The 16,282-nt window shown below is 67.1% G+C and carries 12 protein-coding genes; 8 read left to right on the top strand and 4 right to left on the bottom strand.

The window, feature by feature from the left end; all coding sequences use genetic code 11:
* The first annotated feature begins 7 nt into the window (after positions 1–7).
* Both ACSQ8Y_RS16970 and ACSQ8Y_RS16975 read left to right on the top strand, forming a co-directional pair.
* The gene (locus tag ACSQ8Y_RS16970) at positions 8–1,990 is read left to right on the top strand and encodes an OPT family oligopeptide transporter (protein ID WP_436267608.1); all 1,983 of its coding nucleotides are present in this window, start codon (positions 8–10) and stop codon (positions 1,988–1,990) included.
* A gap of 135 nt (positions 1,991–2,125) precedes the next feature.
* A complete protein-coding gene (locus ACSQ8Y_RS16975) occupies positions 2,126–5,197 on the top strand; it encodes a response regulator (RefSeq protein WP_436267609.1) in 3,072 nt (1,023 codons plus the stop codon).
* A 95-nt stretch (positions 5,198–5,292) separates the two neighbouring features.
* Here ACSQ8Y_RS16975 and ACSQ8Y_RS16980 read toward each other — a convergent pair whose 3' ends face one another.
* Both ACSQ8Y_RS16980 and ACSQ8Y_RS16985 read right to left on the bottom strand, forming a co-directional pair.
* Positions 5,293–5,679, bottom strand: coding sequence for a VOC family protein (locus ACSQ8Y_RS16980; protein WP_436267610.1), 387 nt, complete (start codon positions 5,677–5,679; stop codon positions 5,293–5,295).
* Between the two features lie 28 nt (positions 5,680–5,707).
* A complete protein-coding gene (locus ACSQ8Y_RS16985) occupies positions 5,708–6,634 on the bottom strand; it encodes a histone deacetylase family protein (RefSeq protein WP_436267611.1) in 927 nt (308 codons plus the stop codon).
* Between the two features lie 90 nt (positions 6,635–6,724).
* On the opposite strand from ACSQ8Y_RS16985, the gene ACSQ8Y_RS16990 reads away from it, so the two are divergent.
* The 5 genes from ACSQ8Y_RS16990 to ACSQ8Y_RS17010 all read left to right on the top strand — a co-directional run bounded on the left by ACSQ8Y_RS16990 (position 6,725) and on the right by ACSQ8Y_RS17010 (position 12,654).
* Positions 6,725–7,645 (top strand): AAA family ATPase, encoded by a 921-nt coding sequence (locus ACSQ8Y_RS16990; protein WP_436267612.1) that lies wholly within the window; start codon positions 6,725–6,727, stop codon positions 7,643–7,645.
* A gap of 27 nt (positions 7,646–7,672) precedes the next feature.
* Positions 7,673–8,632 (top strand): DUF58 domain-containing protein, encoded by a 960-nt coding sequence (locus tag ACSQ8Y_RS16995; RefSeq protein ID WP_436267613.1) that lies wholly within the window; start codon positions 7,673–7,675, stop codon positions 8,630–8,632.
* Positions 8,633–8,702: 70 nt separating this feature from the next.
* Entirely contained in the window at positions 8,703–10,733 is a 2,031-nt protein-coding gene (locus ACSQ8Y_RS17000; protein ID WP_436267614.1) for a transglutaminase TgpA family protein, read from the top strand.
* On the top strand, positions 10,730–11,893 hold the full coding sequence (gene mltB / locus ACSQ8Y_RS17005) for a lytic murein transglycosylase B (protein WP_436267615.1): 1,164 nt from the start codon (positions 10,730–10,732) through the stop codon (positions 11,891–11,893). The genes ACSQ8Y_RS17000 and mltB overlap by 4 nt, the downstream gene beginning before the upstream one ends.
* A gap of 425 nt (positions 11,894–12,318) precedes the next feature.
* Positions 12,319–12,654 (top strand): hypothetical protein, encoded by a 336-nt coding sequence (locus tag ACSQ8Y_RS17010; protein ID WP_436267616.1) that lies wholly within the window; start codon positions 12,319–12,321, stop codon positions 12,652–12,654.
* Positions 12,655–12,731: 77 nt separating this feature from the next.
* Here the strand turns inward: ACSQ8Y_RS17010 and cysM are convergent, their stop codons facing one another.
* Positions 12,732–13,634: a cysteine synthase CysM gene (gene cysM / locus ACSQ8Y_RS17015; protein WP_436267617.1), complete on the bottom strand. Its 903-nt coding sequence runs from the start codon at positions 13,632–13,634 to the stop codon at positions 12,732–12,734.
* Between the two features lie 68 nt (positions 13,635–13,702).
* Complete coding sequence (locus tag ACSQ8Y_RS17020) at positions 13,703–14,257, bottom strand: N-acetyltransferase family protein (protein WP_436267618.1); 555 nt, start codon at positions 14,255–14,257, stop codon at positions 13,703–13,705.
* Positions 14,258–14,391: 134 nt separating this feature from the next.
* Here ACSQ8Y_RS17020 and ACSQ8Y_RS17025 point away from each other — a divergent pair, with 134 nt between their 5' ends.
* Positions 14,392–16,155 carry an FAD-dependent oxidoreductase gene (locus ACSQ8Y_RS17025; RefSeq protein ID WP_436267619.1) on the top strand — a complete coding sequence of 588 codons (1,764 nt, stop codon included), beginning with the start codon at positions 14,392–14,394 and terminating at the stop codon, positions 16,153–16,155.
* The last annotated feature ends 127 nt before the right edge of the window (positions 16,156–16,282 follow it).

Here is a 16,282-nt window from a genome sequence, read left to right on the forward strand (position 1 = left end):
CCGAAACATGACTAAAGCTTCCCCGTCCACGCCCGGCGAAATCACAGCACGCGGCGTGATCCTGGGCATCCTGATTACGCTGGTGTTTACCGCGGCGCAGGTCTATCTGGGCTTGAAAGTGGGCCTGACCTTCGCCACGTCGATCCCTGCGGCGGTGATTTCGATGGCCTTGTTGAGCGCCTTCAAGAACGCCACCATCCAGGAAAACAACATCGTCCAGACCATCGCCTCGGCCGCCGGCACGCTGGCGTCGGTGATCTTCGTGTTGCCGGGCCTGCTAATGATAGGCTGGTGGGCCAACGTGCCGTTCTGGCCGACCTTCGGCGCCTGCGCCATCGGCGGCGTGCTGGGCGTGATGTACACGGTGCCGCTGCGCCGCGCGCTGGTGTCGATGTCCGACCTGCCCTACCCGGAAGGCGTGGCCGCCGCTGAAGTGCTGAAAGTGGGCACTTCCTCGCGCGAAGGCGCCGCCGAGGGCAAAGCCGGCCTGATGGCCGTGATCCTGGGCAGCGTGGCATCCGCCCTGTACGCGGCCGGCGCCGCCGTCAAGGTGATGGCCGGCGAAATGGCGGTGTATTTCCGTAGCGGTAACGGCGCCACCGGCCTGGGCGCTTCGAGCTCGCTGGCCCTGATCGGCGCCGGCCACCTGATGGGCATCACGGTCGGCATCGCGATGCTGGCCGGCCTGGCGATCGCCTGGGGCGTGCTGGTGCCCATCCTGACCGCCGCCCAGCCGATGGCCGATTTGTCGGCTGCCGACTGGGCGCTGAAAGTGTGGAAAACCGATGTGCGCATGATAGGCGCGGGCGCCATCGGCGCGGCCGCCATCGTCACCCTGGCCGGCCTGGCCAAGCCCGTCGTCGGCGGCCTGAAGTCGGCCATGGAATCGTCGCGCAAGGCCAAGGCCAACGGCGGCGAACTGCCGCGCACCGAACAGGACCTGCCCATCTTCATCGTCGGCCTGGTGACCCTGCTGGCCATGGTGCCGGCCGGCTGGCTGCTGGCGACCTTCCTGCAGGGCGGCGTGCTGTCGAGCATCGCACCGGCCCTGATCGCCGTGGGCGTGGCCTACATCCTGGTGGCCGGCATCTTCGCCGCCGCCGTGTGCGGCTACATGGCAGGCCTGATCGGTTCGTCGAACTCGCCGGTGTCCGGCATCGCCATCCTGACCGTGCTGGGCGCCGCCCTGTCGGTGGGCGCGGTCGGCAAGCACATCATGGGCCCGGAAGTGGCGCACGCGCTGATCGCGTTCGCCCTGTTCGTCACCACCGTGGTGCTGGCCGTGGCCGTCATCGGCAACGACAACCTGCAGGATCTGAAGACCGGCCAGCTGGTCGACGCCACGCCCTGGAAGCAGCAGGTCGCGCTGCTGATCGGCGTGCTCGCCGGTTCCTGCGTGGTGCCGCCGGTGCTGGAACTGCTGAACCGCGCCAACGGCTTCGCCGGTGCGCCCAACCTGCAGGCGATTTCCTCGCAGCCGCTGGCCGCGCCGCAGGCGACGCTGATCTCCACGCTGGCCAAGGGCGTCATCGGCGGCAACCTGCCGTGGCACCTGATCGGCTGGGGCGCCGCGCTGGGCCTGGGCCTGGTGGTGGTGAACTTCGTGCTGAAGAAGGCCAGCAACGGCAAGTACAGCCTGCCGCCGCTGGGCGTGGGCCTGGCGATCTACCTGCCCAGCACGGTGACCGCACCTGTGGTGGTGGGCGCCGTCGCCGGCTACCTGTTCGAGCGCGCGGTGCATCACCAGACCTGGGGCGAAATCGCCAAGCGCCTGGGCGTGCTGATCATGTCCGGCTTCATCGTCGGCGAGAGCCTGTTCAACGTGGCGCTGGCCGGCCTGATCGTGCTGTCCGGCGAAGGCGAGCCGCTGGCCATCCCGCTCGGCCTGGGCGAACACACCACCATGCTGATTTCGCTGGTGGTGGGCGCCGCCATCGTGGCGGGCCTGTACCGCTGGTCCAGCACCAATGCGCGCCGCGTCTCCGCTTAAGTATGTAAATATTTACAAGAAAGCCAGGCAATAAGCAGGCCGCCATGTCTCCGACATGGCGGCCTTTTTCTCGAGGATGTGTACAGCAGACGCGGCCGATGGTAATGTGTCCCAGACATTTCCCGGTGGCCGCCCATGAGATTTGAAACCCTGCGCAAGTGGCAGAAGCTGTTTGCCGTGCTGGCGGCAGCCGTGGCAGTGGTGTTTCTGCTCGTGACCGGGTTTGTGCTGCATACGCTGCACCAGAGCCGCGAGCGCTACTACGCGAACGCCGAGGAGACGTCCAAGAACCTGGCGATCACGCTGGAGAACTTCCTGCGCGGACACTTCTACGAGGTCGATCTGGCGATGCGCCGCGCGGCGCTGGAATTCCGCACTCTGCACGAACAAAAGCGCTTCGACGGCGATGCCTTCAGTGCCTATGTGCGCTCGCTGAAGGAGCGCATCCCGCACGCGCGCTCGGTGCGCGGCTCGGACCGCAACGGCCTGGTGGTCTACGGCGACGACATCGACCCGGCCAAGCTGCAGGATTTGAACATCCGCGAATTCTTCCAGCGCGCCAAGACCGAGCGCGAACTGGTGTTCGGCGTGCCGGTCAGGTCGCGCATCACCGGCGAGATGGTGCTGCCGCTGATGTACGCGCTGACCATGCCGGACGGCAGCTTCGGCGGCACCGCCTGGGCCAACATCACGAACGACACCATCACCGAAGTGCTGAAGTCGCTCAACGTGGGCGGGCACGGCGTAATCACGCTGCTCGACAGCCAGCACCGCCTGCTGCACCGCTATCCGGAAGTGAAGGAGGTGGCCATCGGCAGCAAGGTGACGCTGTCGGCGCCCACGCTGGCCATGCTGGCGAGCCAGCGCCAGCGCGGCACCTACACCTCCATCAGCGTGCGTGACGGCTTGCAGCGCGTGATCAGCATCGAGCGCATCGGCAAATATCCGGTGTATGTGCTGGTGGGCCTGTCGAGCAAGGACTTCCTGGCGCCCTGGCACGAAGAGGTGCGCAACAGCGCCCTGTTCCTGGCGCTGCTGTTCGTCATGGCGTGCGCCTTGCTGCTGGGTGCACGCTATGCGCTACGCCAGCAGTACCGGGCCCTGGAAGCGCTCACGGCCGCCAAGGACCAGGCGCTCGAGGCCGGCCGCGCCAAGTCCAGCTTCCTGGCCAATATGAGCCACGAGATCCGCACGCCGATGAACGCGGTGCTGGGCATGCTGCAACTGCTGCAGCAGACGCCGATGGACCTGCGCCAGCGCGACTACGCGGCCAAGGCCGAATCGGCGGCGCGCGCCCTGCTCGGCCTGCTCAACGACATCCTCGATTTTTCCAAAGTGGAGGAAGGCAAGCTGGCGCTCGATCCGCATCCCTTCAGCCTGGACCGGCTGCTGCGCGATCTGTCGGTGATCCTGTCGGCCTATGTCGGCGACAAGGCCGTCGAGGTGCTGTTCGAGGTCGATCCGGCGCTGCCGGCGTGGCTGCTGGGCGATGCGCTGCGGCTGCAGCAAATCCTGCTCAACCTGACCGGCAACGCCATCAAATTCACCGAACACGGCGAGGTGGTGCTGTCGGTGCGGCGCGTGCCCGGTGGCGCAGGACAGGGCGTGGCCTTCGCCATCCGCGACACCGGCATCGGCATCACGGCCGAACAGCGCGCCCATATCTTCGACGGGTTTTCGCAAGGCGAGGCCTCCACCGCGCGCCGCTTCGGCGGCACCGGCCTGGGCCTGGCCATCTCGCAGCGCCTGGCGCGCCTGATGGGCGGCGTGCTGCAGGTGGCCAGCACGCCGGGACGCGGCAGCATCTTCAGTTTCGAGCTCGAGCTGCCGCAGGCGCCGCAGCCCGACACGGCGGACGGGGCGGCCAAGATGCGGGAGCTCGATTGCCTGGTGGTCGACGATAACCCGAGCGCGCTGCAGGTGCTGGCGGAAATGGCCGCCTCCTTCGGCTGGCGGGTCGACACGGCCGGCAACGGCGCCGACGCGCTCAAGCTGGTGGCGCGGCGCAGCGCCCAGCAGCCCTACGACGTGCTGCTGGTGGACTGGCGCATGCCGCTGCTGGACGGCTGGGAAACCAGCGTGCGGATCCGCGAACTGGCGCCGCCGGGCGGCACGCCGCTGATCATCATGGTCACGGCCCACGACCGCGAGCTGCTGGCGCAGAAGCAGGCCCAGGACGGGACGGTGCTGGACGGCGTGCTGATCAAGCCGGTGACGGCGTCGATGCTGTTCGACGCAGTGGCCGGCGCGCGCGCGGGGCACCGTCCCGCAGTGCTGACGCAACCGCCGCCGCAGCAGCACCTGCTGGAGGGCTTGCGCATCCTGCTGGTCGAGGACAATCCGACCAACCAGCAGGTGGCCGGCGAACTGCTGAGCCACGAGGGCGCGCTGGTCGAGGTGGCGCCCTGCGGCGCCGACGCCATCGCCGCCGTGGCGCGCGCAGGGCCGCTGCCCGACGTGATCCTGATGGACATCCAGATGCCGGACATGGACGGCCACGCCGCCACCCGCGCCATCCTGGGCCTGCTGCAGGGCGCCGCGCCGCCCATCATCGCGATGACCGCCAACGCCATGCATTCGGACCGCGAACAGGCGCTGGCGTCCGGCATGGTGGACCATATCGGCAAGCCTTTCGATTTGCCGCAGCTGATCGCAGTGATCCTCGCGCATGTGGACGGGCGGCGCGCGCAGGCCTCGCCCTTGCCCGACCTGGGGCCGCACAACGAGGTGGCTGCGGCATCGGGCGCGCCGGCGGCATCGGCAGCATCAGCCACACCATGCGCATCAACGGCATCGGCCGTATTCACCCCACCCGCGTCCCCTGCGGCGCCTGCCGCATCCGCGCCGCCGGCGGCATCCCAGGCAAGCCCGCTGGACACGGTGGGCGCGCTCAAGCGCATGGGCGGCCTGACGGGGGTGTACCAGATCGCGCTGCGCAACTTCAGTGCGGAGGCGGCGGTACTTGCAGGGGAACTGCGCGCCGCGCTCGACACGCAGGATTTCGCCGCGGCCAAGCCTGCGCTGCACGTGCTGAAAGGCTTGGCCGGCACCATAGGCGCAGAGGAGCTCAGCGACCTTGCGTCACGGGCGGAAATGGCATTGCGGCAGCGCGCCGGCGCGGCGGCCTGCGGGGCCTGCATTGCAGCGGTGCTGGCGGCCATCCCGTCCGTCGTCGAACAGGTCGGGCAGCACGTGGCGCCAGCCTGAGCCTGCCCGTGTCGTCCTCGCGCATGCGGGGACCCATACTCAGCGGCTTACGGTCTAGCCCCATGGATTCCCGCATGCGCGGGAACGACATGCGCCTATCGCTGCCGCGCGTAGCTCACCGTCAGCATCTCCCACTGGTGGCCGGCCGGCTCGTTCCAGTAGATCATGCTGCCGCCGTACTCGGTGTTGATCTTGCTGTCGCTCGGTCCGCGCACACTGCTGCGGTAGGCGATGTTGCGCTCCTTGATGCGCGCCAGGATGGCGTCGAACCCGGGCTGGCTCACGCGGAAGCAGTAGTGGTGCACGGGGAAGGCTTCCTCCGTATTCAGGAAGTCCAGCGTCAAGCCGTCGTTGATGAACACCGGCGAGAACGGCCCCGGCGCGGTTTCCGACCACGGCACGTCCAGCAGTTCCGCCAGCATCCTGGCCGACGCCACCTGGTCATGCGTCGGCACGATAAAGTGATCGAGCTCAATTGCCATGATGCACCTCCGATTCTTCTGACTGTGCTTACAGCTCCGCCAGCACCTTGACGTGGGCCACCACGCTGCGGCCCAGCGCGGACAGGTTGTAGCCGCCCTCCAGGCAGCTGACAATGCGCCCTTGCGCGTACTGGCTGGCCACCGCCATCACCTGCGCGGTCAGCCAGGCGTAGTCCGCCTCGACCAGGCCCATGCCGCCGATGTCGTCCTCGCGGTGGGCGTCGAAGCCGGCCGAGATGAAGATCATCTCCGGCTTGAAGGCGTGCAGCGCGGGCAGCCATTTGTCGGCCACCAGCTGGCGCACCACGTCGCCCTTCGAGCCGCCCGGCACCGGCACGTTGACGCGGTTCGGCGTGTCCGGTATCGGCGGCGTGTAGGGGTAGAACGGATGCTGGTAGAAACTGACCATCAACGCGCGCGGCTCGTCCAGCAGCGCTTCCTCGGTGCCGTTGCCGTGGTGGACGTCGAAATCGACGATGGCGACCCGCTTCAGGCCGCGCACGTCCAGCGCGTGCTTGGCGGCGATGGCGACGTTGTTGAACATGCAAAAACCCATGGGCTCGCCCGGGCGCGCGTGGTGGCCGGGAGGACGGATGGCGCAGAAGGCGTTGGCGATCTCGCCGTCGATCACCGCGTCGGTGGCCGCCACGGCCGCGCCGGCCGCGCGCAGCGCAGCCTGCCAGCTGTGCGCGTTGAGCGAAGTATCGCCGTCGATCGGATAGTACTCGCCCGCCGCCGGCACGTTGTCGCGCACGATGCCGATGGCGTTGCGGCTGTGGTTGCGCTCGATGTCGGACAGCTGCGCCAGCGGCGCTTCGCGGTGCTCCAGCAGGTCGTGGATGTGCGAGTTGATGAGCTGGTCGGCAATCGCCTGCAGGCGCGCGGGCGATTCGGGATGCCAGTCGCCCATCTCGTGGCGCTGGCAATCGGGGTGGCTGTAAATTGCTGTACTCATGTCTCGTTTCTTTACCGCAGCGATCAGGGTGGTTCCCATGCGGGTTCTCGCATAGAATTGTAAATCTACCACGGGATAATAACAGGAACCATGTACACCAAACTGCACGCGGTAGCCCGCCAGGTTGGCCAGGTCATCGTCGGCAAGGATGCCCAGGTGCGCCTGGCGCTCACTTGCATGCTGGCAGGCGGTCACTTGCTGGTGGAGGACGTGCCGGGCGTCGGCAAGACCACGCTGGCGCACGCGCTGGCCATCTCGCTGGGCCTGAACTTCAACCGCATCCAGTTCACCAGCGACCTGCTGCCGGCCGACGTGTCCGGCATCTCGATCTACGAGCGCGAGAAGAACGGTTTCGTGTTCCATCCCGGCCCCATCTTCACGCAGGTGCTGCTGGCCGACGAGATCAACCGCGCCACGCCGAAAACCCAGTCCGGCCTGCTCGAGGCGATGGAGGAGCGGCAGGTGTCGGCGGACGGCGTCACGCGGCCGCTGCCGGAACCCTTCTTCGTCATCGCCACCCAGAATCCCACGCACCAGGTGGGCACCTTCCCGCTGCCCGAGTCGCAGCTGGACCGCTTCCTGATGTGCTTGTCGCTCGGCTACCCGGACCCGGCCGCCGAGCGCGCCCTGCTGCTGGGCGACGACCGCCGCGCCATGCTGAAGACGCTGCCGCCGGCCATGAGCTCGGCCGAGCTGGCCGAGGCGCAGCGCAGCCTGCGTCAGATCCACGCCTCGCCGGCCTTGGTGACCTATATCCAGGCGCTGGCGCAAGCGTCGCGCCAGAGCGGCGCTTTTGCCGAAGGCTTGAGTCCGCGCGCGGCGCTGGCGCTGCTGCAGGCGGCGCGCGCCTGGGCCGCGCTGGAGGGCCGCGACCACGTGCAGCCGGAGGATGTGCAGGCGGTGCTGGTACCGGTCTGCGCGCACCGTTTGCGGCCGCTGAAGGCCGCGCACGGCGTGGCCCTGGCCAGCCGCGACCTGGTGCTGCAGCTACAGGCCTCGGTGCCGGTCTGAGCCATGCTGGCCGCGCTGCGCAGTCTCATGAACCGCTGGCTGTTCCAGCTGCGCGAGCGCGAGCCGGGCCAGGTGCTGCTGGTGATGCGGCGCGTGTTCATCGTGCCGACGCGCCCTGGCCTGGCCTTCACCGGCCTGCTGCTGATCATGCTGATCGGCTCGGTCAACTACACGCTGGGCCTGGGCTTCGCGCTGACCTTTTTCACCGGCGCCTGCGCGGTGGCCGACATGGTGATGACAGCCCGCAACCTGGGCTTGCTGCGCCTGGCGCCGGGGCGGGCGCAGCCGGTCTTTTCCGGTCAGGAAGCGCAGTTCGAACTGCATCTGCATAACGGCACGCCGCGCGACCGCTACGGCGTCTGGCTGGGTTTCCTGCACGACGGCGAACCGCGCCAGGCGGTCGACGTGCCGTCCGGCGGCAGCGCGGCGCTGGTGCTGGCCGCGCCCACCGAGGGGCGCGGCTGGCTGGCCGCGCCGCGCGTGCGGCTGGTGACGCGCTTCCCGCTCGGCCTGTTCCGCGCCTGGGCCTACTGGCAGCCGGACCTGCGCGTGCTGGTCTATCCCGCGCCGGAAAGCAACGCGCCGCCGCTGCCGATGAGCGGCGCGGCCAGCGAGGACGGCCACGGCCAGGTCGGGCTGGACAATTTCGCCGGCATCCGCAGCTACCAGCCGGGCGATCCGGTCCGCCATCTGGCCTGGCGCCAGATCGCGCGCGTCGACCCGGCGCTGGGCGGACAGCTCACCACCAAGCACTTCGACGGCGGCGCGGTGTCCGAGATGGTGCTGGACTTCGCGCTGCTGCCGCTGAATATGGACCTGGAGCACAGGCTGTCGCGCATGACGCGCTGGGTGCTGGAGGCCGAACAGCGGGCCCTGCCCTACGCCTTCCGCATCGGCCACCACGACATCCCGCCGGGGCTGGGCGACGCCCACCGCGCCGCCTGCCTGCGCGCGCTGGCGCTGTACGGCCAGGAGGCGTACGCGTGAGCGCCGCGCGCCAAGCCGGGCGTAGCGCTGCGGCGCTGCAGGCCGGTCCGGCCAGCAGCCGAGGCGCCGCATGAGCGCACCGGGCAAGACCGGTATGCGCACCGCCCGCGGCCCGCTCGCGCGCTGGGGGCAGCGGCTGACGCGCGACAAGGCCGACACGCTGCTGCTGCTGGCCGCCGCGCTGCTGGTGCTGGCGCCGCACTTCGGCCATCTGCCGCTGTGGACCAGCGCCAGCATAGTCGCCGTGCTGCTGTGGCGCGCCAGCATTACCTTGCTGGGCAAGCGCATGCCGCCGCTGTGGCTGCTGCTGCCGGTGTCGGTGCTGGCCATGGCCGGCGTCTACCTGTCCTTCCGCACGCTGCTGGGACGCGACGCCGGGGTCGCCATGCTGGCCTTGCTGCTGGCCTTCAAGCTGCTGGAAATGCATGCCCGGCGCGACGTGTTCGTGGTCATTTTCCTCAGTTTCTTCCTGCTGCTGACCAATTTCTTCTACTCGCAGAGCATGCTCACCGGCGCGGCCATGGTGGCCACCATCATCCTGCTGCTGGCCACGCTGCTCACCTTCCAGTACACCGGCATTGTGCCGCCGTTGCGCCAGCGCCTGCGCACGGCGGGCAAGATCTTCCTGAGCGCCGCGCCGCTGGCGCTGCTGCTGTTCTTCGCCTTCCCCCGCATCCAGGGTCCGCTGTGGGGCATGCCGGGCGATGCGCACGGCGCCCGCAGCGGCATTTCGGACACCATGGCGCCGGGCAGCATGACCAGCCTGGCCCTGTCCGACGAGGTGGCCTTCCGCGTGCGCTTCCACGGCAAGCTGCCGGAGCAGCGCCAGCTGTACTGGCGCAGCATCGTGCTGGGCAATTACGACGGCAAGACCTGGACCCGCAGCGCCCGCAGCCGCTACCGGGGCGTCAGCAAAGACCTCGCCCGCATCTCCGGCGAAGGAGTGCGCCACGAGGTGACGATGGAGCCGACCGGCAAGCGCTGGCTGTTCATGCTGGAGCTCACCGATCCCGGCTTGCGCACCCCGGGGCTGCAAACCGCCTACAACGAGGAACTGGAAATCTTCAGCCGCGAGCCGGTACTGCAGCGGGTGCGCTACGAGGCCATGGCCTACCTGGACTACCAGATGCAGCCGGCACTGGACGAGCAGCAACGCGAGCGGGCGTTGCGCCTGCCGCAAGGCTACAACCCGCGCACGCTGGCGCTGGCCGCGCAGCTGCGCCGGGACAGCCCGGCGGCGTCGGCGCAGGCGGTGCTGAAGATGTTCCGCGAACAAAAGTATTCGTATACGCTGGAGCCCCCGCTGCTCGGCCGCGACGCCGTCGACGATTTCCTGTTCGACAGCAAGGCCGGCTTCTGCGAACATTATTCGGGCGCCTTCGTCGTGCTGATGCGCGCCATGGGCGTGCCGGCGCGCGTGGTCACCGGCTACCAGGGCGGCGAACTGAACCCGGTGGACGACTACCTCACCGTGCGCCAGTCCGACGCCCACGCCTGGGCCGAAATCTGGCTGGCAGGACGCGGCTGGCAGCGGGTCGATCCGACCGCCGCCGTGGCGCCCGAGCGCGTCAGCCTCGGCCTGGGCCGCGCACTGCCGCGCCAGGCGCCGTTCGGCCTCGGCGCCCTGATGGATTTGCGCAATGACGGCAATTCGTGGCTGGGGCAACTCCGATTCCGCTTTCATGCGGTGAATAATGCTTGGAACCAATGGGTCCTCGATTACAATCCAGAGAGGCAGAGCAGTTTCCTTGGGGAACTAGGAGACGCTTTCGGCAACTGGCGCGGCGCCGCCGCGCTGCTCGCCGCGCTGGCGCTGCTGTGGCTGGCGCGCAAGCTGCGCATGCGCGCGGCGCTGGACCCGGTGGAAGCGGCCTACGACGCTTTTTGCCGCATGATGGCCAAGCGCGGCATGGAACGCGCGCCGCATGAAGGTCCGCACGGCTATGCTCGGCGTTTGCAGGCCATGGACGCACCGGAAGAAAAGAAGGCCGCGATGCGCGCCTTCCTGGAATTGTACGGCGCGCTGAAGTACGCAGCGCCTGCAGGTGGGATAACAGCGCCAGCCAAACAGCTGGCCATTTTGCTGAAACGATCACGATGACACTGTCTTTGCGCAACAACACTTTCTCCTCCATGCTGCTGGCGCTGGCGTTGGCCGGCACCGCCCTGGCCCCTTCGGCGGCCGCTGCCGCATCCGACGCGCCCAGCAAGAAAGCCAAGGCTGGCGCCGCGAAAAAGGACAAAGCGGGCAAAGCGGCCAAAGCCGCCGCCGCGAAAAAAAGCACCGACTACGAAGGCGAGTTCGTCAACTTCGGCCAGTGGAAGGAAGTAAACCAGTTCCTCGACGAAATGGCAGGCAAGCACGGCTTCGAACGCGCCGAGCTGGACGCCACCATCGCCAAGGTGCGCTACGTCGATTCGGCGGTGCAGCTGATGAAACCGGCGCCGCCGGGCAAGCCGAAGAACTGGCAGGCGTACAGCAAGCTGTTCATCGAACCGGTGCGCATCAACGGCGGCGTGAAATTCTGGAACGAGAACCGCGAGGCGCTGGCGCGCGCCGAGGCGCTGTACGGCGTGCCGGCCGAGGTCATCGTCGGCATCATCGGCGTCGAGACCGTGTACGGCGCCAACACGGGCCGCTTCCGCATCATGGACGCGCTCACCACGCTGGCCTTCGCCTACCCGCTGGCGCCCTCGCGCGAGGCGCGCATGGCTTTCTTCAAGGGCGAACTGGAGAGCACGCTGCTGTATGCGCGCCAGACCGGGGTCGATCCGTTTTCGCTGCTGGGCTCTTATGCAGGCGCGGTCGGCCTGCCGCAGTTCATGCCAAGCAGCATCATGAAATACGCGGTGGACTTCGACGGCGACGGCCGCATCGACCTGCGTAACTCGGCCACCGACGCGATCGGCAGCGTGGCCGCCTTCCTGGTGCAGCACGGCTGGCGCCGCGACGATACTGGCCCGCTGGTGTACCAGGCGACGGTATCGCCCAGCCGCAACTGGGAACGCTACATCAACCAGGGCCTGGAAGCCAAATTCCGCCAGCAGGACTTGATGTCGGCCGGGGTCGTCACCACATCGTCCTTGCCCGAGGGAATGCTGTTCGGCCTGGTGGACTTGCAGAACGGGTCGGAGCCGACCGAGTTCTGGTTGGCGAACAATAATTTCTTTGCGATCACGCAATACAACCGCAGCTATTTCTACGCGATGTCGGTCATCGAACTGGGTCGCGCGGTCAAATTATCGCGCCGGGAAATGTAATGAAGCGTAAAGACACTTGAAATCTTTCCTCGCGGCAGCTATTGTATAGCTGACAGCAGTATTAAATACTTCGAAGCACGACAAGAATCATATCGTGCGGCAATCCTCGAGGTTTTTGCCGTATACTCAACTTTGTCCAAAAGACAAAAATATGGCGGGATCCGCAGAGGCATGGTAGCACAGGCCGCATGCGTCAATTCTCACACATTGTTGCGGACCGACAACAATAAGTACTTGCGCCAGATATTTTTTATTGCTCGCAAGTATTACATTGCCCAACGTTGTATAATTGTGTATATATTATGAAACTTGTTATTTCGGAATTCCGTCCGTGTGGTGAATTCGTTCCCAAGTAAGGATGAACATGGCTAGGCTCCGAGTGTTTCACTTTGCAGGACAAACTTTACAGAAGGAACAGACGAATCATGACTAACCAAGTGGGTATTGATATGAACAGCGATGCGGAAGGCGACGATCTGCTGCAGTACAATCCGAACCGGCTGCTCGACACGCTGATTGAAAACCTGCGCCTGAAAAACGATGCCGCCTTGTCGCGCGCATTGGAAGTGGCGCCACCGGTGATCAGCAAAATCCGCCATCACCGCTTGCCGGTGGGCGCTTCGCTGCTGATCCGCATGCACGAGGTCAGCGACCTGAGCATCCGCGACCTGCGCTACTTGATGGGCGACCGCCGCAACAAGTTCCGCATCAGCGACAAGCAGTTCAAGCCTAAAGAAGGCGAAACCCCGCAACAGGGTTGATGGCAGCCAGGCTGAACGCAGCCTGACCGACGTTCCCTCCCCTCGCCGGGGAGGAGGAACTTTGTTTGCACAGACTGTTACGCCGGGAACACGCCGGTCGACAGATAGCGGTCGCCGCGGTCGCAGACGATGAACACGATGGTTGCGTTCTCCACGGTCTGCGAAATCCGCAATGCAATCTCGCAGGCGCCAGCCGCCGAGATGCCGCAGAATATACCCTCTTCCGCCGCCAGTCTGCGCGCCATGCGCTCGGCTGCCGCCTGCGTCACGTATTCCACCTGGTCCACGCGCGCCTTGTCGTAAATCTTGGGCATATAGGCTTCCGGCCATTTGCGGATGCCGGCGATCTGCGAACCCTCTTCAGGCTGCGCGCCGATGATGCGCACCGCCTCGCTCTGCTCCTTCAGATACTGCGACACGCCCATGATGGTGCCGGTGGTGCCCATGGCGCTGACGAAATGCGTGACCCGGCCTTCGGTGTCGCGCCAGATTTCGGGGCCGGTGCCGACGTAGTGGGCGCGCGGATTGTCGCCGTTGCCGAACTGGTCCAGGATGATGCCCTTGCCGTCCTTCTGCATCTGCTCGGCCATGTCGCGCGCGTATTCCATGCCGCCCGTTTTCGGCGTCAGCATGATCTGGGCGCCGTAGGCCGCCATGGCCTGCTTGCGCTCCTCGCTCTGGTTCTCCGGCATCAGCAGCAGCATCTTGTAGCCGCGGATCGCGGCCGCCATGGCCAGCGCGATGCCGGTGTTGCCCGAGGTCGCCTCGATCAGCGTGTCGCCCGGCTTGATGTCGCCGCGCTCCTCGGCGCGGCTCAGCATGGACATGGCGGCGCGGTCCTTGACGGAACCGGCCGGGTTGTTGCCTTCGAGTTTGCCGAGGATGATGTTGCCGCGCGCGGCGGCGTCGGCGCCGGGGATGCGCACCAGCTGCACCAGGGGCGTGTTGCCGATCGTATCGGCAATAGTCTTGTAAGCCATTGTGTTCTGTTTTCGTTCAGCAAAAAGAGCATTTTAATCCGGGACGCGAAAGCGCGCCCGGCAGGGGGCTAAAGCTTGAAGCTCATCAGCGTGTAGGCGAGCTGCTCACCGTCGATGCGGAACATGTCGGCGATCTCGCCGGTCTGGCGGAAACCGCAATCGCGGTATAGCGCGCAGGCCGGTTCGTTGACGCTCAACACTTCCAGGTCCACCCACGCCAGGCCCTGCTTGCGGGCCCAGTCCATGGCCGAGGCCACCAGCACGCGGCCCAGGCCCTGGCGCCGGGCCAGCCGGTGCACGCCCATGCCCAGCAAGGCGCGGTGCGCGCTGGCGTTCTCCGGCCGGGCGCGCAAGTCGATATGGCCGAGGATGCCGTCCTGCCCGGTGGCGATCCAGGCACGGCGCCAGCCGGGCTGGCCGACCGCGATGCCCAGGCCCTTGGTAAAGGCGGCCGCCTTGTCGTCCGGGAAAACGGACTGGCCGCGCGGCATGGGCTGGAACAGCGGATGGCCGTTGCCGCCATTGTCCCGCAGGTGATCGTTCAGGTAGGCGAAGAACTGCGGCGCTTCGCGCGGATCGAGCGCGCGGATGGCGGGGACATGGGAGAGGGGGACGGCGGACATGGCGTTGTTGTCAAGATGAATACCAAAGATTGTACCAGCCCAGCTCCCCAATAAGATGTTGGCATGGAAGTGACGGCTTGCGCTAGACTGCAGCTTACACCGCAGGTGACAACCCACACTCGAAAAAATCCGCCATGGCCACCGAAGACTCCCCATTTGCAGCAGACGCCAACGCCAGCGAGGGCAACGCCGTCCTGCCCGAATCCCTCGAATCGCGCCGGCACCAGATGTTCCCCACGCTGAGCGAGGCGGAAATCAAGCGCATGCACCGCTTCGGCACCGTGCGCCACTTCCGCGACGGCGAACGCCTGCTTGAAGCGGGCCGCACCGCCTTCGGCATGCATGTGGTGCTGAAAGGCAAAATCGCCATCAGCCGCTACGACGGCCTGGGCAACACCTCGCTGATCACCATGCACACGCCGGGCCAGTTCGGCGCCGAGGTGGGCCAGCTGTCGGACCGGCCTTCGCTGGTCAACGGCGACGCGGTGGGCGACGTCGAAGTGCTGGTGATCCCGTCCGAATCGCTGCGCGCGCTGGTGGTGGCCGAGGCCGAGCTGGGCGAACGCATCATCCGCGCGCTGATCCTGCGCCGTGTGGGGCTGATCGAAGCGCCGTCGGGCGGCCCGGTGCTGGTCGGCCCGCCCGGCCATCCGCGCCTGCACCACCTGCAAAGCTGGCTGGCCAGCAACGGCCATCCGCACTCGGTGCTCGACCCCAAGACCGATGCCCAGGCGCGCGCGCTGTGCGAGCACTACCAGCCTACGCCGGAGGAATTGCCGCTGGTGGTGTGCCCGGACGGCAGCGTGAAAAAGAACCCGACCAATGTCGAGCTGGGCCGCTGCCTGGGCATGCTGCCCGAACTGAGCAGCGACAAGGTGTGGGACGTGATCGTGGTCGGCGCCGGGCCGGCGGGGCTGGCGACGGCGGTGTACGCCGCGTCCGAAGGCTTGTCCGTGCTGGCGCTGGAAACGCGCGCCTTCGGCGGCCAGGCCGGCGCCAGCGCGCGCATCGAAAACTACCTCGGCTTCCCGACCGGCATCTCCGGTGGCGCGCTGGCCGGCCGCGCCTATGTGCAGTCGCAGAAATTCGGCGTCGAGATCGCCATCCCGGCGCCGGCCGGGCGGCTGATCTGCGACACCTACCCGCTGCAAGTGGAAATGTGCGGCAGCCTGACCAAGCTGCAGGCGAAGACCGTGGTGCTGTCCTGCGGCGCGCGCTACCGGCGCCCGTCGCTGGCCAACCTGAAGCAGTTCGAAGGACGCGGCGTGTACTACTGGGCCTCGCCCATCGAAGCCAAGCTGTGCAAGTCGGAGGAAGTGGTGCTGGTTGGCGGCGGCAACTCGGCCGGGCAGGCGGCGGTATTCCTGTCCGCGCACGCGTCCAAGGTGCACATGCTGGTGCGCGGACCGGGGCTGGCGGCCACCATGTCCAGCTACCTGATCGAGCGCATCGAAGCCACGCCCAACATCGTGCTGCACACGCACAGCGAAATCGTGGCGCTGGAAGGCGACGAGGAACTGGGGCTGCAGCAAGTGCGCATCCGCTGCAGCCGGACCGACGCCGAGACCGACTACGACGTCTGCCGCGTATTCCTCTTCATCGGCGCCGACCCCAACACCGGCTGGCTCAGCGACTGCGGCGTGGACGTCGACGAGAAAGGCTTCATCCGCACCGGTTTCGACGTCACCAAGGCGCAATGCCGGGCCAACTTCACCAAGGGCGTGTACCCGGCCGAGCTGCCCGCGCGGGCGGCGCTGGAAACCAGCGTGCCCGGCGTGTTCGCGATCGGCGACGTGCGCGCCAATTCCACCAAGCGCGTGGCGGCGGCGGTCGGCGAAGGCGCGGCCGTGGTCTCGCAGATCCACAACTTCCTCGCCAGCCTGCCGCGAAACACCTGATCCGTCGGCACTGGCGGGTTACGCGACAGGCGCTAGCCCGCCCTTGGACCATCGGCGGCACCGGCCTGTTACGCGACGGGCACCACCCCGTCCGTGGACTGCGGTGCCGTAGGGCGCGTAACCCGCC

Source organism: Pseudoduganella sp. LjRoot289 (assembly GCF_964252925.1).
Lineage (GTDB): Bacteria > Pseudomonadota > Gammaproteobacteria > Burkholderiales > Burkholderiaceae_D > Rugamonas.